At 67.5% G+C, this 25,729-nt stretch carries 18 protein-coding genes; 8 read left to right on the top strand and 10 right to left on the bottom strand.

Going from position 1 to position 25,729, the window contains the following annotated elements:
• Positions 1-598 precede the first annotated feature (598 nt).
• Genes FHG89_RS11605 through FHG89_RS11595 form a run of 3 tightly spaced genes read right to left on the bottom strand, consistent with a single transcriptional unit; the run spans position 599 to position 2,961 of the window.
• A complete protein-coding gene (locus FHG89_RS11605) occupies positions 599-1,141 on the bottom strand; it encodes a dCTP deaminase (protein ID WP_139584387.1) in 543 nt (180 codons plus the stop codon).
• Positions 1,138-1,674 carry a DEAD/DEAH box helicase family protein gene (locus FHG89_RS11600; protein WP_208760936.1) on the bottom strand — a complete coding sequence of 179 codons (537 nt, stop codon included), beginning with the start codon at positions 1,672-1,674 and terminating at the stop codon, positions 1,138-1,140. The genes FHG89_RS11605 and FHG89_RS11600 overlap by 4 nt, the downstream gene beginning before the upstream one ends.
• Before the next feature lie 33 nt (positions 1,675-1,707).
• On the bottom strand, positions 1,708-2,961 hold the full coding sequence (locus FHG89_RS11595; RefSeq protein WP_139584385.1) for a hypothetical protein: 1,254 nt from the start codon (positions 2,959-2,961) through the stop codon (positions 1,708-1,710).
• A gap of 254 nt (positions 2,962-3,215) precedes the next feature.
• Here FHG89_RS11595 and FHG89_RS11590 point away from each other — a divergent pair, with 254 nt between their 5' ends.
• Genes FHG89_RS11590 through FHG89_RS11580 form a run of 3 tightly spaced genes read left to right on the top strand, consistent with a single transcriptional unit; the run spans position 3,216 to position 6,656 of the window.
• Positions 3,216-4,190 carry a diiron oxygenase gene (locus FHG89_RS11590; RefSeq protein WP_139584384.1) on the top strand — a complete coding sequence of 325 codons (975 nt, stop codon included), beginning with the start codon at positions 3,216-3,218 and terminating at the stop codon, positions 4,188-4,190.
• A 52-nt stretch (positions 4,191-4,242) separates the two neighbouring features.
• Positions 4,243-5,460, top strand: coding sequence for an ATP-grasp domain-containing protein (locus FHG89_RS11585; RefSeq protein ID WP_167517389.1), 1,218 nt, complete (start codon positions 4,243-4,245; stop codon positions 5,458-5,460).
• 11 nt (positions 5,461-5,471) lie between these two features.
• The gene (locus tag FHG89_RS11580; RefSeq protein ID WP_139584382.1) at positions 5,472-6,656 is read left to right on the top strand and encodes an ATP-grasp domain-containing protein; all 1,185 of its coding nucleotides are present in this window, start codon (positions 5,472-5,474) and stop codon (positions 6,654-6,656) included.
• Here FHG89_RS11580 and FHG89_RS11575 read toward each other — a convergent pair.
• Together FHG89_RS11575 and FHG89_RS11570 are read right to left on the bottom strand one after the other, a co-directional pair.
• Complete coding sequence (locus FHG89_RS11575; RefSeq protein ID WP_139584381.1) at positions 6,634-9,117, bottom strand: dCTP deaminase domain-containing protein; 2,484 nt, start codon at positions 9,115-9,117, stop codon at positions 6,634-6,636. The genes FHG89_RS11580 and FHG89_RS11575 overlap by 23 nt on opposite strands.
• Before the next feature lie 104 nt (positions 9,118-9,221).
• Positions 9,222-9,965: a metallophosphoesterase gene (locus tag FHG89_RS11570; protein ID WP_139584380.1), complete on the bottom strand. Its 744-nt coding sequence runs from the start codon at positions 9,963-9,965 to the stop codon at positions 9,222-9,224.
• A gap of 95 nt (positions 9,966-10,060) precedes the next feature.
• Here FHG89_RS11570 and FHG89_RS11565 point away from each other — a divergent pair, with 95 nt between their 5' ends.
• The 5 genes from FHG89_RS11565 to FHG89_RS11545 all read left to right on the top strand — a co-directional run bounded on the left by FHG89_RS11565 (position 10,061) and on the right by FHG89_RS11545 (position 16,028).
• On the top strand, positions 10,061-10,588 hold the full coding sequence (locus tag FHG89_RS11565) for an HIT family protein (protein WP_139584379.1): 528 nt from the start codon (positions 10,061-10,063) through the stop codon (positions 10,586-10,588).
• Positions 10,589-10,689: 101 nt separating this feature from the next.
• On the top strand, positions 10,690-12,018 hold the full coding sequence (locus FHG89_RS11560) for an ATP-grasp domain-containing protein (protein WP_139584378.1): 1,329 nt from the start codon (positions 10,690-10,692) through the stop codon (positions 12,016-12,018).
• Positions 12,015-13,328 (top strand): MFS transporter, encoded by a 1,314-nt coding sequence (locus FHG89_RS11555; RefSeq protein ID WP_139584377.1) that lies wholly within the window; start codon positions 12,015-12,017, stop codon positions 13,326-13,328. The genes FHG89_RS11560 and FHG89_RS11555 overlap by 4 nt, the downstream gene beginning before the upstream one ends.
• A 127-nt stretch (positions 13,329-13,455) precedes the next feature.
• Entirely contained in the window at positions 13,456-15,303 is a 1,848-nt protein-coding gene (locus FHG89_RS11550) for a glycoside hydrolase family 15 protein (RefSeq protein ID WP_139584376.1), read from the top strand.
• Between the two features lie 170 nt (positions 15,304-15,473).
• A complete protein-coding gene (locus tag FHG89_RS11545) occupies positions 15,474-16,028 on the top strand; it encodes a hypothetical protein (RefSeq protein ID WP_139584375.1) in 555 nt (184 codons plus the stop codon).
• Positions 16,029-16,152: 124 nt separating this feature from the next.
• Here FHG89_RS11545 and FHG89_RS11540 read toward each other — a convergent pair whose 3' ends face one another.
• The 5 genes from FHG89_RS11540 to FHG89_RS11525 form a co-directional block, all read right to left on the bottom strand.
• Positions 16,153-17,361, bottom strand: coding sequence for a cytochrome P450 (locus tag FHG89_RS11540; RefSeq protein WP_244295365.1), 1,209 nt, complete (start codon positions 17,359-17,361; stop codon positions 16,153-16,155).
• An 8-nt stretch (positions 17,362-17,369) separates the two neighbouring features.
• Entirely contained in the window at positions 17,370-19,106 is a 1,737-nt protein-coding gene (locus tag FHG89_RS11535; RefSeq protein WP_341874253.1) for a non-ribosomal peptide synthetase, read from the bottom strand.
• A gap of 242 nt (positions 19,107-19,348) precedes the next feature.
• Positions 19,349-20,161 (bottom strand): hypothetical protein, encoded by an 813-nt coding sequence (locus FHG89_RS33675; protein WP_244295363.1) that lies wholly within the window; start codon positions 20,159-20,161, stop codon positions 19,349-19,351.
• A 167-nt stretch (positions 20,162-20,328) separates the two neighbouring features.
• Positions 20,329-23,907 (bottom strand): non-ribosomal peptide synthetase, encoded by a 3,579-nt coding sequence (locus FHG89_RS11530; protein ID WP_139584372.1) that lies wholly within the window; start codon positions 23,905-23,907, stop codon positions 20,329-20,331.
• A complete protein-coding gene (locus FHG89_RS11525; RefSeq protein WP_139584371.1) occupies positions 23,897-25,618 on the bottom strand; it encodes an amino acid adenylation domain-containing protein in 1,722 nt (573 codons plus the stop codon). Before FHG89_RS11525 ends, FHG89_RS11530 begins: the two co-directional genes overlap by 11 nt.
• Positions 25,619-25,729: the final 111 nt, after the last annotated feature.

The raw sequence follows: 25,729 nt of genomic DNA, 5'->3' as shown, positions 1-25,729 counted from the left end.
CAGCCGAGTAGGGCACAGATCCTTCTCGACTTCGCACCACAGTCCGCAGAAGGGGCGGTCACCAAAATGTCGGATCGATATCCCTGAAACGCGATAAATCACCCAGCCTCCACCGCGCCAAGGCACGGCACAACCAGGCCAAGGTCGCCACACAGCCTGCACGGGGATGGAGATCGTACCCGCGGGCACACCCCTTTGGCGCTCCATCCTGGACATTCGGATGATCGCCAGTAGGCCGCAGTTGCCCTGCCGTCTGGAAGTTATGCCCGCCTATACGATTCACCCGGATAGGTCATTCCTCTATCTTGCCCTGCCCAGAAGCCCAGAGCCCCTTGGGATCGCCCACCAGAATTGGAAACGGTTCCGCTAGTCATCGACAAGCGGACGCGACATTCGGGCCCGATCGACACAAGAGAGATGAAGGTGGAAGAGCCGCAGGCTCCGGCCGGTCGAGGAGCGCGCCGCACCGACGGGGATGGTGCCCTTGGAACGCTGGTCCGGGTCAACGTCCCGGCCGCCGCTGCCACAGGGATCGCCCACCTGCCTACACAGATCGCGCAACCCCACCATGAGCCTCTTCTCGCCGGGATTCACACCCCTACGGCAGAGCCCGATTCGTGGGCGGCACGGCGTCCAGGCTCAGTCGCGACGGAACAGCCGAGGCTGAACCGCTGTATTTCCCGGCATAGCCCACCGAGCAGCCCTGCATCGCCCAGAACGCCAACTTCCCGATGACCATGCCGGGAAACAGGCGGACCGGCGCGGCCACGGCCATCTCCAACGTCCACGGGAAGATGGCACCGCTGTGACCGAGCGGTGCCGAAAACTGGATCCAGATGCCGAGTGTCGACACGGAGCGGCAGGCGTAGAGGGTGGCAGCGTAGTGCGGGCTGCCCATCGCTTCCATGGTCCCACCGAGGTAGAACCGCCCCGGCGTGAGCACCATCCCGCCATCGTCCATGATGGTCGTTCGGGACGCGATCGGTGACCGAGCATCGATCACGTCCGTCTCGTAGGAGATGATCTCGCGGGCCAGCCGGAAGCCGTAGCTGTTGGGCTCCAGACGCTCCGCTTCGAAGTCGTCGATGTGGATGCGGCCCGCAAGGACCTCGCGGTGAATTTCACGGCCAGTGAGTATCACATCCAGCTCCGCACAATCCTACGCACAGCGTCGCGGTGCGCCATGAGGTCACCACTGTTGTCCAGGACGGCGTCCGGCTCGATCAAGTCGAGATCGCTCGTCGACTGGTCCGCTCTGCTGGTGTCGCCGCGCCCGGCCAACCTCTTTTCCCGCACCTCCGGCGCAGCCGTGACTCGCAGCACCCGGAACCCGTGGGCACGCAGGGCCACGGCATCGACGAACGGGTCACGCAGGTCGTCGTTGACCACGATGTCGGCGTCTGTCGAGGCCAACCGGGTCAGGAAGTCGTCGACCAGGGACTCTGGCCTGATGCGACGCATGGAGTCGGCCAGGGACTCCATCAGGATCTGGTCCTGTGCCCCAGCGGGAACCTTGACCCGCGCCGCCCGATAGACCTGGGCCTGCAGGTCGTACAACGGTTTGGCGAGCTTGACGGTGGCGTACGTCCGGCCGAGCTCCTGCGCGAACTCCTCAATCAGCCCGGCAGAGGTCGACTTGCCACAACCCGCCAACCCGATGATCGAAATACGCACGGATTCGCACCTCCCCCAGATGTTTGTTGGCGATCAGCACCTCGTGGGTGACGTGGCCCCGCTCGGGCTCTCGATGTCGCGCAGGAACGAGAGCTTCGAATAGAACGTCCGCTCTCGGTCCACGCCGTTGCGGGCCAGGTAGCTGTCGACGAGGTTGGTCAGGCGTTCAAGTTCGGGTTCGACGGTGGCGACGTCGAGCCCGTCGTGTATCCGCGACCGGTGGTAGGCGATCTCGGCCTGCCGAAGGACGTGCTCATCCCCGGCCGTACGCACCTCGTCGATCTCGATGCCGAAGAAGTGACCGGTCGCGCTGGACTCCAGGTTGACGTCGAAACGCGTACGGCTGAAGGTGCGCAGGGCCCGGAAGGTGAGGTGCGGATACTCGAGGTCAAGGAAGGCGGCGAAGTCTCTGCCGGGCACGGCGAGGTTGTGCCGGAAGGTCTCGACGCGCCGGAGCGTGTCCTCGGCGAAAATCTTGTGCTTGAGCATGAAGGCCCCGGACGGCTGCTCCTGGAAGGCGATGTAGCCGCGCTCCGCGGCCGGATTCAGCACCTCGAACGTGTGCTGGAAGACCTCCCAGCGTTGCACTTCGTTGCCGACATCCGGGATGAAGCCAGGAAAGGAGGCACTACCGACCTGAGAAGCCATCTCCGAGGTCAACCGCCAGATCGACACGTCGCCACGAAGGGTGATCTTGTTCTCGATCTCAACGCCGGGTACAAGATTGCGGAAAACGTGATTCTCGACGGCCACATGCTCGCGCAGGTTTCCCGCCGACTTCAGCGCAACCGGGACCACGTCGTCAGCCGTCGCCGTGGACGGGAACTCGCATTCCGCGACTCGCGCGAACACCGCCCCGACTTCGCGCAGACGTGTGCAGGCGAGCACTTCCACCCTCGTCCGCTCCTGCGACTCATGGAGCCGCAGCACCATGACCGGCGACAGGAATTCAATGCTCTCGGTGGCCGCGGCGCCCGGCCACACCGACCGTAGGTGTGTCCGCATCGATTCCGAGAGCGCGCAGCCAGACCAGGTGGGTCGCGCCACCTCGACGGGCACCTCGACCGGAGCCGAATCCTGCGGAAGAAGACGGATCGAGACGGACGCCGTGTCGATCGGCCGCAGATATTCGACAGCCCGGTCGCCACCATCCGGGTCCGCCGGAAGATCGATCGTGACAATAGGAAGCCGCTTGCGCGGCACCAGTGAATATTGGAGAGCCGGGTCGCCCAGGACAAGGATCCGGCGCACCTGAGCGGGCTTCGCCGCAGCTGTTTCCTGACTCAACGCATCCCCCCGTGGTGCAGCAAGACCGGTCACGGTGCTCGCCGACGCAAACTGCGGGCCAGCCTACACACCGACCACGGTGGAGTGTGTCCCGAGCAAGGTCCCGCACACCGACCCGGATGGTTCACGGGTGAACTCGATCTTGCATCATCCCTGCTCGGCGGCGTTTTCGACAGGGGCACTTTTCGGCGCCGAAGGTCCACAGTGTGTTCCGCTTCCCGGTGGTCGGTTGACATGGCACGGCGCCGAGTGTCATGATCGATCGTCATCGACGGGGGTCGTTCATCATGATCGAATGGCGTCAAGCCAATCCTAGAGTTCTCGAATCCTGGTATGAGAAGTCGGGAGTACGTGGAAGCCCGCGTCGAGTTGTTTCTACCGACGACGACATCCTCAAGGACTTCTTTCCCCGGCACCTGGTGACCCACCTGGCGCACCCGGCCGTTGCCGAGACCGATGAAGTGATCAAACGATATCTCCTTGCCCAGCACCTGTACCAATGGCTGAACTTCACGAAGGCGTTCGAGGTCGGGGTCGTCTGCCGGGCAACCAAACTGATCGCCGAGCAGGACTGCGGCATCGAGGTGCCGAGCCGCGTGCGCATGGACGCCTACAAGATTCTGGTCGACGAGAGCTACCACGCTCTCTACAGCGTTGACGCCGTCGAGCAGATCCAGACACGCTCCGGCATTGAGGCCCTGCCGTATGATTTCCAGCCCTTCCTCGACAACCTCGACCGGATCGGCGCAGACCATCCGCGGCATCGGCGGCTTGTCCAGCTGGTCCAGGTCTTTGTCTTCGAGACGCTCATAACCGGGCTGCTCGTCGATATCCCGAAGGATCCGAACGTCGTGTCACTGGTCCGGCAGATTGCCCGCGATCACGCGATCGACGAGGGGCGGCACCACGTCTACTTCGCCGACTTCTTCGGCCGCCTGTGGGGCCAACTCGAACCCGGCGACAGACAGGTGGTCGCGGCCCTCCTGCCCGACCTCATCATCAGGTCGTTGCAGCCGGCGACGAGATCCGCCTCGTCGGCACTCAGGGAAATCGGGTTCTCGCCGGCCGCCGCGCGGTCGATCATTGCCGAGTCGTACGACCAGGAGTCGGTGACAGCCGGCATCCGGTCCGCGGCCGAGCGGACCATCGGGATTCTCGAGGACTACGGGGTGCTGGATCAGCCGGGAGCCCGGGAAGGCTTCGCGGAGTCGGGGCTGCTGGATTTCTGATCTCCCACCAGCAACGCCAGTCGACCACCCGTACGCGATGGGAGCCCGTCGTATGTCGCAGCCTCCTTCTGAGGACCGGCAACTTGTCGTACTCGGCGCCAGCGGGCAGATCGCCGCCGTCGCGAGGCGCCTCGGCTGCCGACTCATCCACGTCCAGAAACCAGGGAGTCCACTCGAGCAGTTCATCGAGCCGGGCTCCGTACGGTCGACCTACTACACGGTCGACTACACCGCGGAATCCTTTCCGAGCTTCCTGGAGCAGGTTCTCCGGCCGCTGGCGCCCGACGCCGTCGTCAGCGTACGCGAGGACGGACTCGGCCCGGCGGCCCTCGCCAATGCGCGCCTCGGCCTCGCCGGCACCCCGCTGGAGGTGGTGGAGACGCTGCGGGACAAGGCGAAGATGAGAGCGTTACTGGAGAGCAAGGCCCCACATCTCACGGTCCGGGCGTCCGTCCCGGCGAGCCTTGAGGACGCTGTCGACACCTTTCTCAGCTGGGGCGGACGGCCGGCGATTCTCAAGCCCCGCGCGAGTTCCGGCAGCCGGGGCGTCGTGCTCGTCGAGAGCGTCGCCGATCTGCTGGCGCAGGGCGATCCCTCCGGCCAGGTGCTGGAGGAGTATCTCCCGGGCCAGGAGTACAGTGCCGAGAGCTTCAGTGTCGGCGGCGTACACCGCATTGTCGCGCTCGTCGAAAAGCACACCGGCCCGTCGTTCGTCGAGCTGGCGCACGTGGTGCCCGCACCCTCGCTGGACGTCTCGGCGGTACCGGTCATTCAGGACCAGCTGACCGAGTTCCTTGACGTCGTGGGGCTGGTCGATGGGCCGGCTCACACCGAGTTCAAGCTGATCGACGGCGGGATCCGCGTCATCGAGTCACACAACCGGATCGGCGGCGACGGGATCCCGCACCTCGTTCGCCTCGTGACCGGGACGGACCTTCAGCGCTGGAGCATGGGGTGGCCGCTCGGTCTTGGCGGGCCCGGTCCTCAGGATCGTCCGGCCGCGGCTGCCGCCGCGATCGCCTTCGCCACCGCGCCGGAGGGTGTGGTGCAGTCGGTCGCACTTCCGAGGCTGGAGTTCGCGGACGCGACGGTTGAGGACGTGCGGTCGTTCGTCAGACCGGGCGATGAGGTCGCCGTACTGACGAGCTCGTCCGCACGCGTGGGCAGTGGGAGTGTTTCCGGAGCCGATCCTTCGCGGGTCCTCGCGGCCGCGCGCAGGCTGGCTGCGGGCATCGACGTGGTCTGCCGGCCGACCGGAGCCCGAGGGTGAGGAAACCGCTGTTGATCATCAGTCGGGACCCTCACCGCGCCCTCTTCGACAGCGCACGATGCCTGCTGCCACTTGCCGACATCGAGCCACATCTGGTGACCAATCCATGGCTGGTGGAGGGCGTGAATTCCCGCGACTTCCGCCATACCACCGTGTGCGACTTCATCAACGACGACCTGGTGGAGCGGACCTGCGACTGGATCGTCGGGGCGAACGGGATTCGGGGCATCGTCGCGTTGCACGAGAAGATGGTCATCATGGCCGCCCGGCTACGGACCGCCCACGGGCTGCCCGGCCTTCAACTGGACACCGCGCTGCTGTTCCGGGACAAGGTCCGGATGAAGAGGGCGGTTCACGCTCATGGTGTGACCGTCCCGGAGTTTCGTGCTCTCGACGACGACGGCGACCTGGCGGCAGTGGACTGGAGCCGGGGCCGCCATGTCATCAAGCCGCGCTGCGGAGTCGGGTCGAACCAGACACATGTCGTCGACTCGCTGCCAACGGCGCGCGAGGTCTGGCGTCGGATCGGCGCGCGGGCCGGCGAGTACGAGATCGAGGAGTTCATCGACGGAGACATGCTCCACTGCGATGGGATCGTCCGGGACGGGCGCGTACTTCACACAAGTGTCGGGCAATACCATGCCCGTCCGGGCAACGTCGCTCCCGGAGCGATGGCGGGCAGCTATCTACTGCCGAACGGGGACCTGACCCAGCGGATCGCCGACATGCACGAACGGGTCGTGGGTGCCCTCGGGCTCGGGTCGGGGGTAACCCATCTCGAGGTCTTCCACACTCCGCAGGGCAGGCTGGTGTTCTGCGAGATCGCAGCGCGCCCCGGTGGGGGCGGCATCGATCGCATGGTCCTGCGCCGGTACGGTGTGCACCTCCGGGAGGCGGCGATTCGGATCGAGGCCGACCTGCCACCGACGGTCGCCCGCCCGCCGACGTCAGCGGGCGACCAGACGGTGTGGGGCCGGGTCGGCATCTATCCCGATGGGCGCGTGCCGACCGAGTTCACCGCGCAGGAGTGTGGCGAGCTCGGCGTCGCGGAGTACGAGTACCGCCCGGCTGCCGGCGGCAACCACCACCTTCCCCTGCACAGCACGGACTACGCGCACCGATTCATCCTGAGTGGCGGCAGCCCGGCTGATTTCATGGCCAGAGTCGAGCGCCTCAGGGCAGCCGCTGGACAGTGACCACGCTGGCGTCGCTGATGATGACCTCACCATCGGCGGTGAAGCCGGGTACGGCGACAGCGGGAACACCGGACTCTCGCAGCAGGATGGGGAGGTGACCCAGAGTGGATCCCTTCTCGAAGACGAATCCGGCCACGTGTCCGATGAGGACCGACAGGGCGGCGTACGGTAGCGCCGCGTGAATGATCGGGCGCTCTGGTAGCGACAGAACCTTGTCCAGGATCATGGCCATGCCATCCCGGGCCGCCTCGCTGGTGGAGGCCTCGATGCTGATCGCGGGGCCGATCGACATCCTGCTGAGCAGCTCATCCTCCTCCAGTCGGAGCAGCGTGCCGTGCGCGGTGCCGGGCGAGATCAGCACCGCGCCCTCCGAGGACATCACGAGCTCGTCGGCACCGCGTACGGAGTAGTCGACGAAATAGGGTTCCCCCGCGCTGAGAACCCACTCCAACGTGACCGGGCCGTGCTTGGCGGACATCGCACCGGTCAGACGCGCCAGGGTGTGCAGGTGCGGAAGCAGCGGTTCGGCTCCAGGAGCGGCGTTCAGGTTGCCCGGATCGTCGAACGGCCGCTCCAGGTCGGCGACGACGATCGTCTCGCCACCCGCGGTGCCGCGGTTGAGGGCCATGAGCCCATCGGCGGTGAACTCCACCACGATGCCGGCACCGGAGTTGCGGGAGATCATCCCCAGCTCACCCCGCAGATAGTCGCGAATGATGACCGCACGCAACTCGGTGTCGCTGGCCCGGGCCCCGGCCAGTTCGGCCAGGCGCGCGAGCACGTCCTCCTTCGGCAGCACGATCTGCCGGAGTTGGTCGCCGAGGTCCAGCACGCATTCGGGGGCGGCACCCGTTCGGAGTACGTCCCGCAGCCCGGCGACGGTCGCCTCGTCATGCAGGCCCCGCCCGTTGAACTGGATCACCCAGGCCGCTCCGGTGCCGGCGCCATTCGCGGCGGCCAGGCGGTAGGCGGAGCTGCGCTTGGCGACGTAGTTGGCGTACACCCGCGCGACGTCACCGAGATGGAACGTCGGCGGCACCTCCTCGACGTACATCGGGACGGCCTGCCCCACCGGTTCGGCCGCGGCGCGCGGCCGATCGATGGTCGCGGTGAGCGGGCGCACCTGGATCAGATGAACGCCGCTGTCGTCGGCCGCCCACTCGACGTCGACGTGGTGGCCACGCCTGTCCCGCAACGCTCGTGCGAGCGCCACCACCTCTGCCAACCGGGAGTCGGGGGTGGCCGCGACCGCGTCCGACGTGGTTCGGACCGGCGCGACGACGCCCGCGACAAGCTGATCGGCGAGGCCCTCGACGTGTTCGATGACCACCCGCTCCGGATCGGCCGCCTCCAGTCCGGTGAACGCGACACCGGCGATGACCGGCTGCACCATGGACTGAACGATCACGGCGAGCCTCGGTGTGACGTCATAGTTGTCCGCACGCAGACGCGCGGCGACAGCCGGCGCGTCGTAGTAGGACGCCCAGCACCGCTCGATGGCCGCGACGATCCCGGCGAAGGAGCACACATTCAGCACGCTGTGATGCACGCCGGCGAGGCTGCTCGCGTCCGCGTCCTCGTCCAGTCCAGACGATCTGACGGCGAAGCGGAGGTCAGTCCGATCGCCGAAGATCTCCTTCAGTCGCGCCCGAAGCAGGGAGTGCGCCGACTGCGGGAAGCGAATCTGCGCGCCGATGCTCTGGATTCGCTCCAGCGATTCGGTGTAGAACGCGCCGACGGTCGCGCGCAGGTCGGCGAACGCGTCGGTCAGCTCGGCGGTCTGCTCGGCGGAGAGGGCGCCGGCGAACTCGCCTGCGCCGATACAGAACGCTGGCGGTACGGAGAATTCACGGCTGCTCGCCGCGAGTGCGGCGAACTTCGGACCGACGTCGGCGACGGATACGCTCGCCCCCAGGCCCGGGAAACGCTGTCTCGCGAATTGTTTGTCGTAGTCGACGTGGATGTCGCTGGACCGCGGCCCGGTCGCGCCCTGATATTTTCCTTCGTAGAGATCGACGTCCCCCTGGGGCTTCCACCACATCATCTGGCCGATGTTGAGGCCGGTATAGACACGGACCCGGTTCAACGTGTAGAGCTGCAGGGTCCATTGCCCCTTGTATCCGATGTCGCCGAGGCTCGCGGACAGGTTGATGAACATCCCGAGCCGCGCCACGGATGACCTGGCGGCGAAGGTCGGTGCGTAGTGGTCGCTGCCGAGGACCTCGATCGTGTGGGCAAGGTAGAGCTTGCCCGGCTCGAGTACGTAGCCGTCGTCCGGAATCTCGATTTCGACGAACTCATTTGGAGTCCGAGGGCTCAGCGTCTCGCCAGAGTAGACCCGCAAGGTCTTGCCCAGCCTGAAGTTGTAACTGTTTGGATTCACCTGCTCAGGTGTGAACGGCTCGATGGTGATACGACCCTGGGCCCATTCCTTCTCGATCTCGCTACCGGTCAGAATCACGACAGTTCCCCCATGGTGAAGCGCGACGTGCGACTCCTACGATTCGCGGTGGTCGGCACGCTACTGAATAATGGACAGGTGTCCTCCGCGTCGCAGCGGTGCGGTCAATTGCCGATGCTACGAAAATGGCTTGTCAATTCACCGCCCTCAACGACGTGGAACACCACGCCGGGCACATCATCACGGTCGAAAGTGTTTGCCCAAGCCAGCTCGTCGGTCGTGGTCCAGGGTAGGCGGGTGGTCGAGAATATGCCCGGTGCCGCGATCAACGGCAGCCCTGCGAAAGTCCCTGCGGCGGCAGCATGGGCATGTCCGCAGAAGACCGCCCGCGGGGTGGACGATGCCTGGAGCACCGCGGCCAGATCCTCGGGGTTACGGAGCCGGATGCCGTCCAGGAGCGGGTTGTTCAGTCGAATTGGATGGTGGTGGAGGGCGACGAAGACCGGCTCCTGGGCGGCGCCGAGAACCCCTTCCAGCCAGTCGAGGGTCTCCGGCGCGAGCAGGCCCTCGTCCTCGCCAGGAATGGTGGAGTCACAGAGAGCGAACAGCAGACCACCGGCACGCTTCAGCTGATTGATAGGTGCCGCGCCATCGCCGTCAAGCAATATCTTTCGGTACGCCGACCGATCGTCATGGTTGCCGGGCAGCATCAGGACGGGGATGTCAGCCACCAGCTCGGCTTTCACCTCGTCATATTCCTCGACAGTGCCGTGGTCCGCGAGATCGCCTGTCACGAGAATCACGTCAAGGTTGCAGCCGCGCAGAAAGGCCATAGTCTGCCGAGCGCGGGCCAATGCGCGCCCACCGCCGTCGAAGTGGGTGTCGCTTATGTGCGCGATGATCGTCACCCGGCATATCCTGCCATCGTCGCTTGTCGACGTAAAGGGACCGCCGACGACCGGCGGGGCGGGTACCCTGACGTCTCGGCAGCTACCATCAAAGGGTGTACAATCACGAACCGGCCGGTTACGACTGCCCCTTCTGTGGCCTGACGAGGGGGCGTTACAACGATCTATCCAGTCCGGCGACTCTGGTCTGGCGCACCCCCGCCGTGTTTGCCTTTGTCTCGCCACGCATGTGGCCTACGAACCTCGGCCACATCCTCGTGGTGCCCAACGAGCATCACGAGAATCTGTACGACCTTCCCAGGTCCCTCGGCCACGCGGTCTTCGACCTTTCACAGCACATCGCACGAGCCATCCGGGCAACGTATCCCGGCTGCACCGGCACCTCGACACGGCAGCACAACGAACCCGACGGCCACCAGGACGTGTGGCACTTCCACCAACATGTCTTCCCCCGCTACGACCGGGACAAACTATACGCCTCCCCACCTCGGCGCGGTTACGCGTCGATCGAGGAGCAGGCCCCGTACGCCTTGCGCCTGCGCACGTACCTGGACGAGTCACTGTCCGATTCGGACGGCTGCTCCGCCGCGCTCGGGGCCCACGACGCCGCGAAGATCGCCTAGAGTCGTACCGTGCGCCACAGTGGATGTGCCCTGTGGTCGGGTCGTGCAACGTTCGGATCCGCCTCACGTCAAGGACGGACAATGCCTACCAGAGGAGAATGATGCCCGCGGAATCGGAGCTGATGCTCATTCTCGCGCCTGATCGCTACGTTCTCCGGGCCTGCCGGAAGCTCGGCGTTCCGCACGTCGTGGTCTACGGAGCGCGGCACCGTGACCTCGCCTTCCAGGAGATACCCGCCCCCGCCATCCCGGTCTTCTGTGAGGATCACCACAAGCCCGAGGCCGTTCTCACCGCCCTGCACCGCGCCGGATTCGGCGATCGCCAGTTCACCGCGGTGCAGACGACCATCGAGCCCTTGCTGATCACCGCCTCGGTTCTCGGGCGTGCCCTGGGCGCCAGGGTGCTCAGCCCCACGACCGCGGTGCTGTTCCGCGACAAGTTTCTGCAGAAGCAACGCATCGCCGACGCCGGCCTGGCCACGGCGCGCAGCGTCCTCATCGAGGACATCTTCGCCCTGGAACCGGACTTCCCGATGCCGTTCGAGCGTGGCGTCCTGAAGCCGGTGACCGGCCTGGCCACCCAGACCACGTCGGTCGTCGACGGGATCGACGATCTGCTCGCCACCGCCCGCCGGTACCGGCAACAGCGCATCTCCGCCCGCACCTTCGTCCTCGAGGAGTTCGTCACCGGTGACGAGTGGACCGCCGACGGCGTCGTGTCCGATGGCGAACTGCTGTTCTACGGCCTGGGCCGCTACGAGCAGCCATGCCTGACGACCCTGCAGGACAACGCCCCGCTGAGCATGCGCAAGTTCGACCCGCACTCGGAGAGCTGGGCCTACCAGGCGGCTGACGACATGGTGCGCGCGGCCCTTGACGCGCTCGGCCTGACGGATGGCGTCTTCCACATGGAACTGTTCCACGACCCGCTGAGCGGTCGGGTCGTCTTCAGTGAATGCGCTGCCCGCCGGGGCGGTGCGCTCACCGAGGAGGAGATCCTGGCGAAGTTCGGCGTCGACCTCGGCGAGGCGGCCGTGCAGTGCGCACTGGGCTGGAAGCCCGATCTGGACGTGCGGGTTCGAACCGGCACCGTCGGATCGGTCTACTTCACCAGTCGGCCGGGCACGCTGGCCGCCTGCCCGTCTCCCGCGGAGCTCACCGACCTTCCCGACGTGTCGTTCGCCCGTATCGAACTACCCATCGGCTACCGGATGGCTGGTGCCGCCGAATCCACCACCACACGGATCGGCATGGCGATGATCAACGCCGCCGACCCTCAGTCGTTGGAGCGAAGAAGGGCAGAGGTGTTGCAGTGGTTCGATGAGCGACTCGTTGTCATTCCCGCCGCGACGACCGGCGCCGAACTGCGCGACTGGCACCGCAGGGTCAGCGGGACGGACGAGTTCGCCGACGTCCTGTACGGCGAATGACCGCCCCGGGCCCCGCGCCGCACTCCACGAACGATGCCGAGAACGTGGCCGTCAGCGCGCAGGGGAGGCCGCAGCCTGACGCCTCCGCGGGTGCCCGGTTCGCCCGGTTGACGCGCGTCTTCCCGTCGACGGCGGCGGGAAACCAGCTGGTGTTCGTCGCGCTCATCGACTCCTTCGGCACCGGCATCTTCCTGAGCGGCAGCGTCATCTTCCTCACCCGGGTGGCCGGCTTGACGGCGGCCCAGATCGGCCTCGGGCTCTCCGCCGCGGGGATCGTGGGGCTGATCTCGACCGTACCGATCGGCGTCGTCGCCGACCGGATCGGCACGCGTAAAGTTCTCGTCGCCCTCCAGATCTGGCGCGCGGCGTGGTTCGTCGCCTACGCGTACACCGGAAGCTTCCCCTTCTTCCTCGTCGTCGCCTGCATGCTCGCCATGGCGGAGAAGGCGACGGGGCCGCTCAACCAGGCGGTCATCGCCGCCGCCGTCGGCGACAACGACCGCGTCCGGACCATGGCGCTGGTCCGCGTGGTGCGCAATGTGGGCTTCTCCCTCGGTGCGCTGGCCGGCACCACGCTCGTGGCGCTCGGCTCCAACGCCGGCTTCCGCGGCATCATCCTGACGAATGCGGCCTCGTTCCTGCTGGCCGGAATACTGCTCGCCCGGATCCCCCTGCTCAACGCGACGGCAAGTGCCCGGCGGGCCGGTCCGTGGCACAGCCTGGCGTCACTGCGCGACGGCCGATACCTGACGCTGACAGCCCTCAACGGAATCGTCGTCATGCACATGACCCTGCTCTCCGTGGGGATCCCGCTCTGGATCATCATGCACACCTCGGCTCCGCCACCGATGACCGGCGTGATCATTCTCGTCAACACCGTGCTCGTCATACTCCTGCAGGTTCGCGTCTCCCGTGGATGCGACGACATCGTTGTGGCGAGCAGTCGGATGCGCTGGGCCGCGGGTGCCCTCGCCGGGTGCTGCCTCCTGCTGGGGCTGTCCAGCGGCACGACATCGATCGTGGCCACCAGCCTCATCGTGGCGGCCGTCATCCTGCTCACCGGCGCGGAGATGTGGCAGGCGGCGGGTTCCTGGGGCATCTCCTTCGAACTGGCACCGCCGGACCGGCGAGGCGAATATCTCTCGGTGTTCAGCCTCGGCACGACCCTTCAGTCGATCGTCGGCCCCGTGCTGCTCACGACCCTGGTCGTCCCCCATGCCACCGTCGGCTGGCTGGGCCTCGGCGCCCTGTTCCTGGTCACCGGCCTGATCCTGCCCGCTGTGGCGGCGCCACGCCGCCAACCAGCCTGACGCTTGCTGCCCGGCACCGACCGCAGCAGCCCGGTACGCGACCGGGTGGTTGAACGCGAATCTCGCCTAACTCGACAATCCTCCCCCTAGGTTCGATGCGCAGGACGGAGCCGAACCGGGGAGAGACGTGGACAGCTATCCGGCGATCGAGGATCACGGACTCATCGGCGACCTGCAGACCGCCGCGCTGGTCACGTGTGACGGGACGGTCGACTGGTTCTGCGCGCCGCGGTTCGACTCGCCGAGCGTCTTCGCCGCACTGCTGGACAAGGAGAAGGGCGGCTACTTCCGGATCGCGCCGCACGACGTGAAGTACGTGACCAAGCAGCTCTACCTGCCCGGCACGCCGATCCTGATCACACGGTTCATCAGTGCCGACGGCGTCGCCGAGGTGATGGACTTCATGCCGGTCACCGGCGAACGGGCCACCGACGCGCACCGCCTGGTCCGCATCGTCACCATGGTCCGGGGGAGCATGCGGTTCCGGGTGGAGTGCCGGCCGCGGTTCGACTACGCCCGCGAAGAGCATCAGCTGGAGCGGCACCACAACGGCTACGTCTTTCGCAGCCGGTCCGGGACGATGACGTTCAACCCGGTCGACCCCGTGCGACGGCTGCTCGCCGAACGCGGCGACGTCCGCCTCGAGGGCGGCGACCTCGTCGCGTACGGCACCCTGAACGAGGGCGACACCGGCGGTGTGGTCCTGGAGACGGCAGGCACCGAGCCACGGATCTTCCCGCCGGAGGAGATCCAGGGCATGTTCGAGTGGACCAGGGACTACTGGCGGCGCTGGCTCGAACGCTCCCGCTACACAGGTCGTTGGCGGGAGATGGTCGAGCGCTCCGCCATCACGCTGAAGCTCATGACGTACGCGCCGACCGGCGCGATGATCGCCGCGCCCACCGCCGCGCTCCCCGAACTGGTCGGCGGCACCCGCAACTGGGACTACCGCTACACCTGGGTGCGCGACACCTCGTTCTCCGTGCACGCGCTGCTCGGCCTCGGCTTCACCGAGGAGGTCGGCCGGTACATGGACTGGCTGGACGAGCGGATCCGCGAGGCCGGCGACCACCAGGACCCGCTGAAGATCATGTACCGGGTGGACGGCTCCTCCGACCTGCACGAGGAGGTGCTCGACCACCTGGAGGGCTACCGGGGCTCGCGGCCGGTGCGGATCGGCAACGGCGCCGCCGACCAGCTCCAGCTCGACATCCACGGCGAGGCGCTCTACGCCATGCATCTCGCCGACGAGCAGGGGATCCGCGTCTCACACCAGGTGTGGAAGAGCACCGTCCGGCTGGTCGACTGGCTCTGCCACAACTGGGATCAGCGCGACGCCGGCATCTGGGAGAGCCGGCACCACCCCCGCAACTACACGTTCGGGCGGGTGATGTCCTGGGTGGCGTTGGATCGGGCCATCCGTCTGGCCACCCGCACCGGCCGCCCGGGGGACCTGACCTGCTGGTCCGAACAACGCAACCGGATCTACAACCAGGTCATGGAGCGCGGGTACGACCGGGGTCGCGGCACCTTCGTGCAGGCGTACGACGAGGCCGTGCTGGACGCGGCGTTGCTCGCCATGCCGGCGGTCGGTTTCGTCACGCCGAGCGATCCCCTGTGGCAGTCCACCCTGGAGGCGATCGAACGCGAACTGGTCTCCGACAGCCTGGTGCACAGGTACGACCCGGTCCACTCCCCCGACGGTCTGCCCGGCCACGAGGGCACCTTCAACATGTGCACGTTCTGGTACGTCGAGGCGCTGGCCCGTTCCGGCCGCCTCGACGACGCCCGGCTCACGTTCGAGAAGATGTTCACCTTCAGCAACCACCTCGGCCTCTACGCCGAGGAGATCGCCGCGACCGGGGAGCAGATCGGCAACTATCCCCAGGCGTTCAGCCACCTGTCGTTGATCAATTCGGCGCTGACGCTCAACGACCTGCTCGACACCGAGGCCGACTCCCGCCGCCGCCGGTAGCGCGTGCGGTGGCCCTCGCCGTCGGGTGGCCGGACGAGTCGAGGCCCGGTCCGCTCCCCCTCCGCCCGGCTGTGCGGAGCCGACGCCGGGAAGTTCTTGACGCGCCGACGTCCATCACGCATCGTCGATTTGCATCGACAATCTCGAATGTATTGACACGGGGAGGACACATGAATGCCTTCGTCACCACCGCCACTGTCACGGCCCTGCTGCTCCTGACCACGGGCGGCGCATCGTACGGCCAGCCCACGGCCGACGCGCCCTGCGCCGGGCAGATCCACCCGAACCCCGGGTTCGAGCGCGGCACCACCGGCTGGACCGCCGGCCCTCGCATCGTCGTCGTGGGCGACGAGACCCGGCCCGCGCACACCGGCCGCGCGTACGCGAGCTTCGCGGGGCTCGACGTGACGCACAGCGACCTGCTGCGCACCACCGTCACGGTGCCGGCCGACTGCGACCTGACGGTCCGCTTCTGGATCCGGACCACCACCACGGAGACCAGCCGCAGCGACTACCTGAATGTCGGCCTGGCGGTCACCGGGATACCCCCGAAGACCAGGTTCTCGCTGGCCTTCGACGGCGGGTCGCAGTGGCGGCAGTACAGCATGTCGACCGGGACGGCGACGACCGAACGCACCGCGACGGCCAGCTTCCTCGCCAGCGAGACGGCCGGCAACGGCGCCACCGCCTTCGACGTCGACGACGTGACCTTCACGTTGAGCTGACCCCAGGGGGAACGCCCGGCCCTCGCGGCCGCGGTGACCGTCCTCGCGCAACGCGAACTCGGCGCAGCGCGTCCCGCGTATCCGGGGCGGCACCTGGATGGAGGCGACGCGAAGACCAATTCGATCAGGAACTCGCCGTGATGCGGATCGGCAGACTACTGATACCGAGGATGAAGTTGGACCGCACCCGCCTGACGGAACCGCTCACCTCCCATCGCAGCCCGTCGGCGGTGAGCTTCCTGAACAGGATGGACAGTTCCAGGTGCGCGAGCATGGCGCCGATACAGCGGTGCACGCCGCTGCCGTAGGACAGGTGCCGGTTCGGTGCTCTGCCCACGTCGAACAACCGGGGATCGACGAACTGCTCCGGATCGTAGTTGGCCGAGACGTTCCAGAGGGTCACCGCGTCGCCCTGCCGGATCGTTCGCCCCGCGACCTCCACGTCACGGGCGGCCACCCGCTGCACGTACGCATTTGTGGAACTCCAGCGGAGGATCTCGTTGATCGCGACGTCGAGCAGCGTCGGGTCCTTCAGGAGCCGAGCGTACTGGCCGGGATTCTCAGCGAGCGCGACCATGCCCGACGAGGCGGTGTGCGATGTTGTCTCGTTGCCGCCGACGGCCACGTTCATGCAGTTGTAGAGAATGTCTTCTTCGGTCAGGCGGCGCCCGTTCAGCTCGGCTGTGAGCAGCATACTGACCAGATCCGAGCCCGGCCGTTTACGCCGCATCGAGATCAAATCATAGAAGAAGTCGAATATTTCGCTCTGGATCGACGCGAGACGTAGCCGGTCGTCACCGGACGTCTGCACATACGAGGAATCCCGGAAGCCGATCATCCGTCGGGTCATCCCGATCAGGGAATGCGCGTCGCCATGACCGACGTCGAGCATGCTCATCAGCGCACCAGCCGGCAGTTCGGTAGCGATCTGCGTGGCAAAATCACAGCCCCCGTCGTGGACCGCCCGCGCGATCGCCGCCTCGACCAGCACGGATACCCGGGCCGCGACGCTTGCAAGCATCTGGGGCACGAACGCACCGTGCATCTGCTGCCGGAGCAGCCGGTGCCGGGGCGGGTCCGAGGAGACCAGCATGCGGCCCGCGGCGGTGTCGGCCTCGTTTCGGTACGAGCCACCGAGCATCGCTCCCCCGAACGATCGGAAGGTGCCGTGATCCAGGTACGCCGACGACACGTCGACATGGCGCGTAAGCGCCCAGAAGCCAGAACCGTCGGCCGATTCCTGCCAGTGGACGGGGTCGTTCTCCCGCAGCCAGGAGAACCACGGCTGGTAGTCGCCTCGAACGAACGCGTCCACGTCGGTAAGGTCGATCACCGCAGGCATCATGACGACACCGCCTGCCGCTGCTTCAGCAGGTCCGCGAGTTCGCCGAGCACTGTCACTGTCAACACCTCCTGGGCGGTGATCGTCGTACTCAGGTCGGAACTGATCCTGCGACGCAACCGGAAGGCCAGCAGCGAGTTTCCGCCGAGCGCGAAGAAGTCGTCATGGACGCCGACCTTCTCCGCACCCAGCAGTTCCTCCCACACCTCGACCAGGTAGCGCTCGACATCGTCGCGCGGACTGACCGCTTCCGATCGACGACGCAACTCCTGTTGCGCGAGCTCCAGCAGTTCTCGGGCGTCACGCTTGCCGTGATCGTCGGCAGGAATCTTGCTGATCGTCGTGAAGGCGCTCGGCACCATGTAGTCGGGCATCACCTCGGATGCGTAGGACCGCAGTTCTCGGATCAGCAGAGCCTCGTCGGCCACCACCAACGCGATCAGGTGCCGCCCGTCTCCCTGACCGCCGACCACCACCGCCACATCGTGCACCCCGGGGAAGCGCCCGAGGATCCGCTCGACCTCGCGAGGCTCGACCCGGTATCCGCGGACCTTCGCCTGGTCGTCGATGCGGCCCAGAAACTCCAGCACGCCGTCGCGCCGCCGCCGCGCGCGGTCGCCCGTGGCGTACATCCGCGCCCCGGCCGACGAGCAGGGGTCCGGGAGAAAGCGGGATGCGGTGAGCGCCGGCTGACCGAGGTAGCCGCGCGCCACGCCTTGACCGCCGATGAACAGCTCGCCGGGTTCACCGTCGGGCACCGGTCGCCTGCCTTCATCGAGCAGATGGACGTGGGCACCGGCCAGGGGCGTTCCAATGGGCACGTTGCTGTCCTCGTCGCCGACCGCGGTGACGTGGTGACCGGTACAGGCGGTGGTGCCTTCGGTCGGACCGTACAGGTTGTGCAAGCTGCCCCGGAACGACCCCGCCAGCAGCGCCCGACAGCTCGCCGGCAGGACCACGTCACCCCCCGTGTGCAGAATCCGCAGTCCGGAGAAGGCATCCCGGTCCTCACGCACGATGTGGTTGACCGCCATGGTGGGCGCGAGCATCGCGGTGATGCGGTGACGGCGCAACTCCCGTTGCAGATCCGCGGCCACCAGGTCCGGCATCGTGGGGAGCACCACGATCTCGGCCCCGGCCGCCAGCGAGCACCAGACCTCGAAGTTGAGGGCGTCGAAGGACAGGCTCGACACGTGCGCCACCCGGTCCCGCTCTGACAACTCGGGCAGCGCCGGGTTGGTGGCGAAATACCGGAGGTTGCGGTGTTCGAGGACGATGGCCTTCGGCGTACCCGAGGATCCCGAGGTGAACAGAACGCAAGCGGCCTGGCAGCCCGGGATGTCGGTGCCGGAGAGCGGCGCGGCGGCGTCGTCGGCCAACGTGTTCGGGGTTTCGACGGCCACTCCGATTTCGGTCAGTTCGGGCAGCATCGACGCCGCGGTGATGACCAGCCGGGCGCCACTGGCGTGAATCATCAGGTCGCGGCGCGCGGCCGGATACCGGGTGTCGACCGGCACGTAGGCCGCACCCGCCTTCAATATGGACAGCAGCGACACGAAGACATCCACCCCGCGGGGGAGGTACACCGCCACCCGATCTTCGCGGCCGACTCCCCGGTCGCGCAGGCTTGCCGCGATCCTGTCGGACCGTCGGTCCACCTCTCGGTACGTCAGTGACCGCTCCGGGTCTGTGACGGCAGGCCGGTCACCATGTTGTCGTAGCGTCTCGGCGAACACCGGGAGCAGGCCGGGACCGTGAGGGCAGGGCACGGCATCGCATCCGGAGTCCCGATCGGTCGGCTGCTGCTTGGCGCGCCGCTCGACCCCCGCCAGGCACTGAGTGAGGTCGCCGTGCTCCTCCAGCCGTTCCCAGTTCGCAGGCAGACTCCGCGCCACCGGCCAGACACTCAGTCGACCCTCGACCGACCTGACGACCGAGAACCCGGTTTCGTTCTCGGACCACGTGCCCAGATCAGAATTCACGCCTCGGCTCCCTTCTCCAGAATGGCGGACACGATCGATGCCACCTGCGCGTCGTGCAGCAGCCCGTTGCGGGTGGCGTCCACGCGGACCGTCTCGGTGCGGGTGGCACCGGGCCAGTCCGGCACGCACGGGTGGTCCCGGGAGGCGATCTGCACCGCAGGCCCGCCCCAGCTGGGCCACTCCGCGTTGTGCGCGGCCACCAGGTGAATCAGCCAGTCGAGGTAGAAATCACTGATCTCCAGGGCGTCGGCCGTTATGGCGTCGGCCTCCTCCGGCCGCTGCGTAGCGGCCCGGATGCCCAGCTCCAGCAGGCCGTCCCGCATCCGCCGTACGGCCTCCGACGGGTCGTCGCGGAGCAGAGCGGCGTCCAGATTCCCGTCCGGGATCCGCTCGGACTCGGGCAGATCCAGCAGCTCACCGAGCTTGTCCGCCGCGAGCAGGTACTGATCCCGCAACGATCGCGGTGTGGCCGGTTCCCCGTCGAACACCACAAGCGGCAGCGTCACCCCCGTGGCGACCGCGATGGACGCCACGAGGTGTTGGGCGATGGGCGCCGCCATGCAGTACGCCAGCACCGCTCGGACCTCTGATCCGAACGGCCCGTGCTCCCTCCACAGCCGATCGGCGTACTCGACCGCGGTCAGCGCCCGGGGCAGCGGCGGCTCGAGCAGGTACCGCACCCGATAGCCGTGACGCTCCAGGGCCAGGGCGGAGATCGGTGCCTCCGCCCGACGTCCGATGTAGTCGAGCACGAGCACGGATGGCGCCTCGGCCGTCGAACCCTGCTCGTTCTGCGCTTGGTCGGGCACCTCATCCTCCACTGCGGTCGATCGCCGGGACCATGGCCGACATACGTCGCTTTCGTCGGTGGGGCGTTCCGCCGGGCCACGTGCCATCGCACGACCTGGGTCGTGGACAAACCACGGCATTTCAGGCGATGAGTACGCTGCCACGGCGCACGCCGCCGAACCTCGGGTCAGTTCGAAGGCGAGGTCAGGCGCCGGACCAGGCTCAACGGCCGCATGTCGGTCCAGGTGCGTTCCACGTGGTCGAGGCAGGCCGCCCGGTCGCCCGGTCCGTGCACCACCTCCCATCCCGCCGGCGTGGCAAGGCCCTCGGGCCACAACGAGTGCTGGCCCTCCTCGTTGACGAGGACCACGTAGGTGCCGTTCGGGTCATCGAAGGGGTTGGTCATGGCGATGAACCTCGTTTCGGAGAAGGACGCCGCTTCGCCGGGCCAACCACCACTTCGGTGGAGGGCGACCGCCAGCGTTGCCACGGTCGGATTGCGGAACAGGTCGAACGGGCGACAACCGACGCCCAATCTGGTGCGGATTCTCGTGATCAGACGCACACCCAGCAGCGAGTGGCCGCCAATCTCGAAGAAGTTGTCGTCGATCGTCACCGTGTCCCTGCCGAGCACCTCCGCGAACAGGGCGCACAGGGCGCGCTCTGCCTCCGTACGCGGCGGCCGACCCTCGGTGGGTGGGAACTCGGGATTCGGCAGCGCGAGCCGGTCCAGTTTCCCGTTCGGGGTCAGGGGGAGCCTGTCGAGGACAACGACCGCACCCGGGAGCATGTACTGCGGTAGTTCATTCCCGAGCCGCTGTCGCAACTCTGTGGGGTCCACCTCGCGGCCGGCGGCCAGCACGACGTACGCCACCAACATCTTGTCGCCCACGCCGTTCTCGCGTACGGCGACGGCCGCCCGGTCGACGGCCGGATCCCGCGCCAGAACGGCCTCGATCTCGCCCAGCTCGATCCGGAAGCCCCGGAGTTTGACCTGCTGGTCGACTCGGCCAAGGAACTCGATCACGCCCCGTGGGCCCGGTCCGTCCGACTCGGCGGGGTGCGGCTCCAGCCGCCATCGAGCCCGGTCGCCCGTGCGGTACAGCCGAGCGCCCGACTCGATGCTGAACGGGTCCGCGACGAACCGTTCGGCGGTCAGCGCCGGTCGGCCGTGGTAACCCCTCGCCACCCCCGCGCCACCGATGTACAGCTCCCCGCCGACTCCGATCGGCACCTGGTTGAGCCGCCCGTCGAGGACGTAGAGACGCAGGTTGCTGATCGGGCCCCCGATGGGCGGGCTCGCCAGGCCGGTGAGGGCCTCGGGGCGGCAGTGCCACGCGCTGACGTCGACGGCGGCTTCGGTCGGGCCGTAGAGGTTGTGCAGTTCGCTGCCCGGAGCGCGCCGAACGAACTCGGCGGCGACCGCGGCCGGCAGTTCCTCACCGCTACAGATCACCCGGCGCAGGGTCGCGCAGTCCTCGAAACCGGCCTCGTCGAGAAAAACCGCCAGCATGGACGGCACGAAGTGCGCCGTGGTCACGCGCTGCGAGATGAGCAGGTCGCGCAGGTAGCCAGCGTCCTTCTGCCCTCCCGGCCGGGCCAGCACCAGCCGGGCACCGGCCCGCAACGGCCAGAAGAACTCCCAGACCGAGACGTCGAAGCTCGCCGGTGTCTTCTGCAGCACGGCGTCATCGGCGCCGAGCCGGTAGGTCTGCTGCATCCACTCCAGCCGGTTCCAGATGCCGCGGTGGGTGTTCGGCACGCCCTTCGGCCGGCCGGTCGACCCGGAGGTGTAGATGACGTAGGCCAGATGGTCGGGGCCGGCCGTGGGTGCAGGATTCGCGACACGCTCACCGGCCCACTCGGCGTCGTCGTCCAATGACAGCACGGTGGAGTCCGCCGCCGGTACCAGGCCACGTAGGTGCTCCTGGACCAGCACCACGGGGGCGGCCACGTCGGCGACCATGAAGGCGATCCGGTCGGCGGGATACTCCGGATCAAGCGGAACGTAGGCACCACCCGCCTTCAGCACGCCGAGCAGCCCGACGACCAGCTCGATGGAGCGCTCGGCGCAGACCCCGACCAGGGTCTCCGGCCCCACCCCGAGCGCCCGCAGCCGGTGGGCCACCCGGTTGGCCATCGCGTTCAACTCGGCGTACGACACCGACCGGTCCTCGAAGGTCAGTGCAACCGCGCCCGGTGTCCGGGCTACCTGCTGCTCGATCAGGCCGTGCAGGGTCGCCGGCCCGGAATAGTCGACACGGGTGTCGTTCCAGGCGGGCAGCAGCTCGTGCCGTTCCTCGTCGGTCATCATCGGCAGTTGGGACACCGGCCGGTGCGGGTCCTCCGCCACGGCCGCCAGCAGGGTGCTGAAGTGCCGTACCATCCGGTCCGCCGTCTCCGGACGGAACAGGTCCCTGCTGTACCTGAACGCGCCGAACAGTTCCTCCCCGCGCAGCCCGAGTTCGGCCTGAATGTCGAGGGAGGTGGCGCTGTCGCCGCCCTGTAGCAGTTCGAGTGTCAGGTCGCCTAGCTTCGGCGGGTTGTCCTCCCGTCCGCCGTCGAACGCGATCTGGAAGAGCGGATTGAAGCTGGTGTCGCGTGGCGGCGCGATGTCGAGAACGATCCGCTCCAGGGGTACGTCCTCGTGCGCGTATGCGTCGAGGGCCGTCTCGCGCACCTGTGCCAGCAGCTCGACGAAGGTCGGGTCGCCGGTGATCCGGGTCCGGATCGGCAGTTGGTTGACGAAGTGGCCGATCAACCCTTCGAGCTCGGGCCGGATGCGGCCGGCGGCTGGCGACGCGGTCACGATGTCGGAATTGCCGCTGTAGCGCCACAGCAGGGAGTGGAAGGTCGTCAACAGCACCATGAACAGCGAGGAGTCGCGGGAGCTGGCCAACGCACGTAGCCTGGCCACGACGTTCGCCGGCACGACGAACTCGACGCGCAGACCCACGCCGCTGAGCTGGCTGGGGCGCGCGTAGTCGAAGGGGAGATCGATCGACTGAGGGGCACCCGCGAGTTGCCGCCGCCAGTACTCCCGGTGCTCGACCGCCTCCGGGGTGTCGATCCAGGACTCCTGCCAGACCCCGTAGTCCGCGTACTGGATCGGCAGGGGCGGCAGCGGTGACGGCTCGCCGGCGGCGAACGCCGCGTAGATCGCGGAGAGTTCGGACCAGAAGACCCCCAGGGACATCCGGTCGAACATGATGTGGTGCATCACGATGGCGAGAAGGTGCCGGTCCGGGCTCAGCCGGATCACCCACATCCGCATGAGCGGCCCTGTGGTGAGGTCGTACGGTCCCTCGGCTTCGCGCTCGGTCCACCGTGCCGCGTCGGCCTCGGCCTGTTCGACCGTCCGGTCCGACCAGTTTACGAGAGGAATGGCGACCGGCTGCCAGTCGGCGATCAGCTGCCGCGGTTGCCCATCGACCATGGCGAAGGTCGTACGCAACGCATCGTGGCGGCGCCGGACTTCGTCGACGCCCCGCTCGAACGCCGCCACGTCGAACGCACCAGTGATTCGCCAGAGGTAGCTGGTCCGAGACGATTCGGAGTTCGGTGCCATCTGCTCGAAGAACCAGGCTCGCTGCTGGGCGAACGAGGCGAGCGGCGGATCGCTGTCCGCGCTGGGGCGCCGCGAAATGACCGGCTCGGGCGTCGCGGTCGACCCGCCACCGCTCAGTCTGAGCTTGAGCAACCGAGCCCGGTCGGAGTCCGAGAACCGCACCGCGCCTGCCGTGGCCGTATCGTCATCAATCGACATAACCAAAACTCTCTTTCAGCGCCGCATGGTTGATCTTGCCGTTGCCGCTCAACGGCATGGAGTCCAACTGGAACCAGCGACCCGGCACCATCGCTGGTGGCAGCCGGCTGCGCAGATAGCCGCGGAGGCCCGGCTCGTCCAGCGGCGTCGCGCCGGCTGTCTGTACGAATGCCGCCAACTCGGTGTTGCCCTCCACCCGCACAGCGGTCACCGCGCACGCCTCGACGTCCGGATGGACGCTCAGCACCGCCTCGACCTCGTCCGGCTCGACCCGGATTCCGGAGACCTTCACCTGGCGGCCGATCCGCCCCAGGTAGTAGAGAACGCCGTTCTCCTGGAGAACCGCCAGATCCCCGGTCCGGTACAGCCGACCGGTCTCGGACGAGGAATCGAAGGGATCGCGGAAAAAGGCGGACCTGGTTGCCTCGGCGTCGCCGATGTAGCCCCGGCCGACCGGCACGCCGCCCACGAACAACTCGCCCCGCTCACCACGCGTCGCTGCTCGCCAGGACGAGCCGGCAGCGACCAGCACGTAGAGAGAGGCATTTATGATCACCGATCCTACCGGTAGCCGCTCTGCCAGCAGGTCCTCTTCGGTGACGACGTGATGGGCGATGTCATCGGAGCATTCGGTGAAACCGAACGAGTTCATCAGTCGCGCCGCTGGCAGAGCGCGCATGACCTGCCGGGCGAGCGCCGGACGCAGTTCCTCGCCGGTTGATATGACGCAGCGCAGCGGAGGGACACCCCCGCCGGTCTGGCCGATGCCGGTGACGAGCCAGCCGATCAGCGTCGGGACGAGCTCGACCACGGTCACGCGATGACGGTTGAGTTCGGTGGCCAGCCGCCGGGGTGATCGGACGTCCGCGTCGGGAACCACAGCGATCCGGCCGCCCACCAGGATGGGCATCATCATCTGGCAGATGGCGATGTCGAACACCAGTGGAGCGGTGAACGCGAGCGTGTCATCGGCGTCCAGCCGAAGGTCGACGATCTTCGCCCAGAGATGGTTGACCATCCCCCGGTGCTCGATCAGCGCGCCCTTCGGGCTTCCCGTCGTCCCAGAGGTGAAGTAGAGGTAACGGGGTTCGTCTGCCCCGGCGCAACTCTCCCTGTCGATCTCCTTCAACGCGTCGGCCGGGTCCGGCTCCGGTCGGGCGAATGCCGGGCCGGAGGTGGACACGACCGGCACCTGGGCCATGGCGGACGCCTGGGCGATCTCGTCACGCGCCCGACCCGGGCCGCCCTGCCCCAGGTACTCCACCACGCAGTCCGACTCGCTCCTGCCGAGGACCGCGGCCATCCGAGCCGCCGGCCAGGCGGTGTCGAGAGGCAGGTAGACGCCACCCAGACTCTCGACGGCCAGGAAGATCGCTATGGTTTCGACGGACCGTGGGCCGAATGCGGCCACCACGGATCCGGCGCCGCAGCCCCGCTCCGCCAGGGCGCGTCGCACCACCGCTGTGCGGACGGCGAGTTGCAGGTACGTCGTGGTCTTGTCCTTCTCGACGGCGACCACGCGCTCCGGCGTGCTCGTGGCCCGCTCGACGAGCCGACCCACGACCGTCGCGGTGAGATCGACCGACAGATGCCGGGCGGCACGCAACCGACGTGCGGCCGCGATCTCCTCCTCGGCGATCGGCAGCAGGTCAAGGTCGGACGTGCCGCGGCCCACGGTGGCCACAGACGGCCCTTGCCGGTTGCCGGTCATCGGGTCCTCCTCCCTGATCGGTGTCATGACGGGTCACACCGCAACGTCGAACGCCTGCTGGTCCGCCGCCCGCGGTGGTGCGGCATCGCAGGCACGGACGCCCCGGGTTCG

Source organism: Micromonospora orduensis, from assembly GCF_006228125.1.
GTDB lineage: Bacteria > Actinomycetota > Actinomycetes > Mycobacteriales > Micromonosporaceae > Micromonospora > Micromonospora orduensis.
Note: the sequence above shows the minus strand (reverse complement) of the source record. Positions and strands in the feature narration are given on the sequence as shown.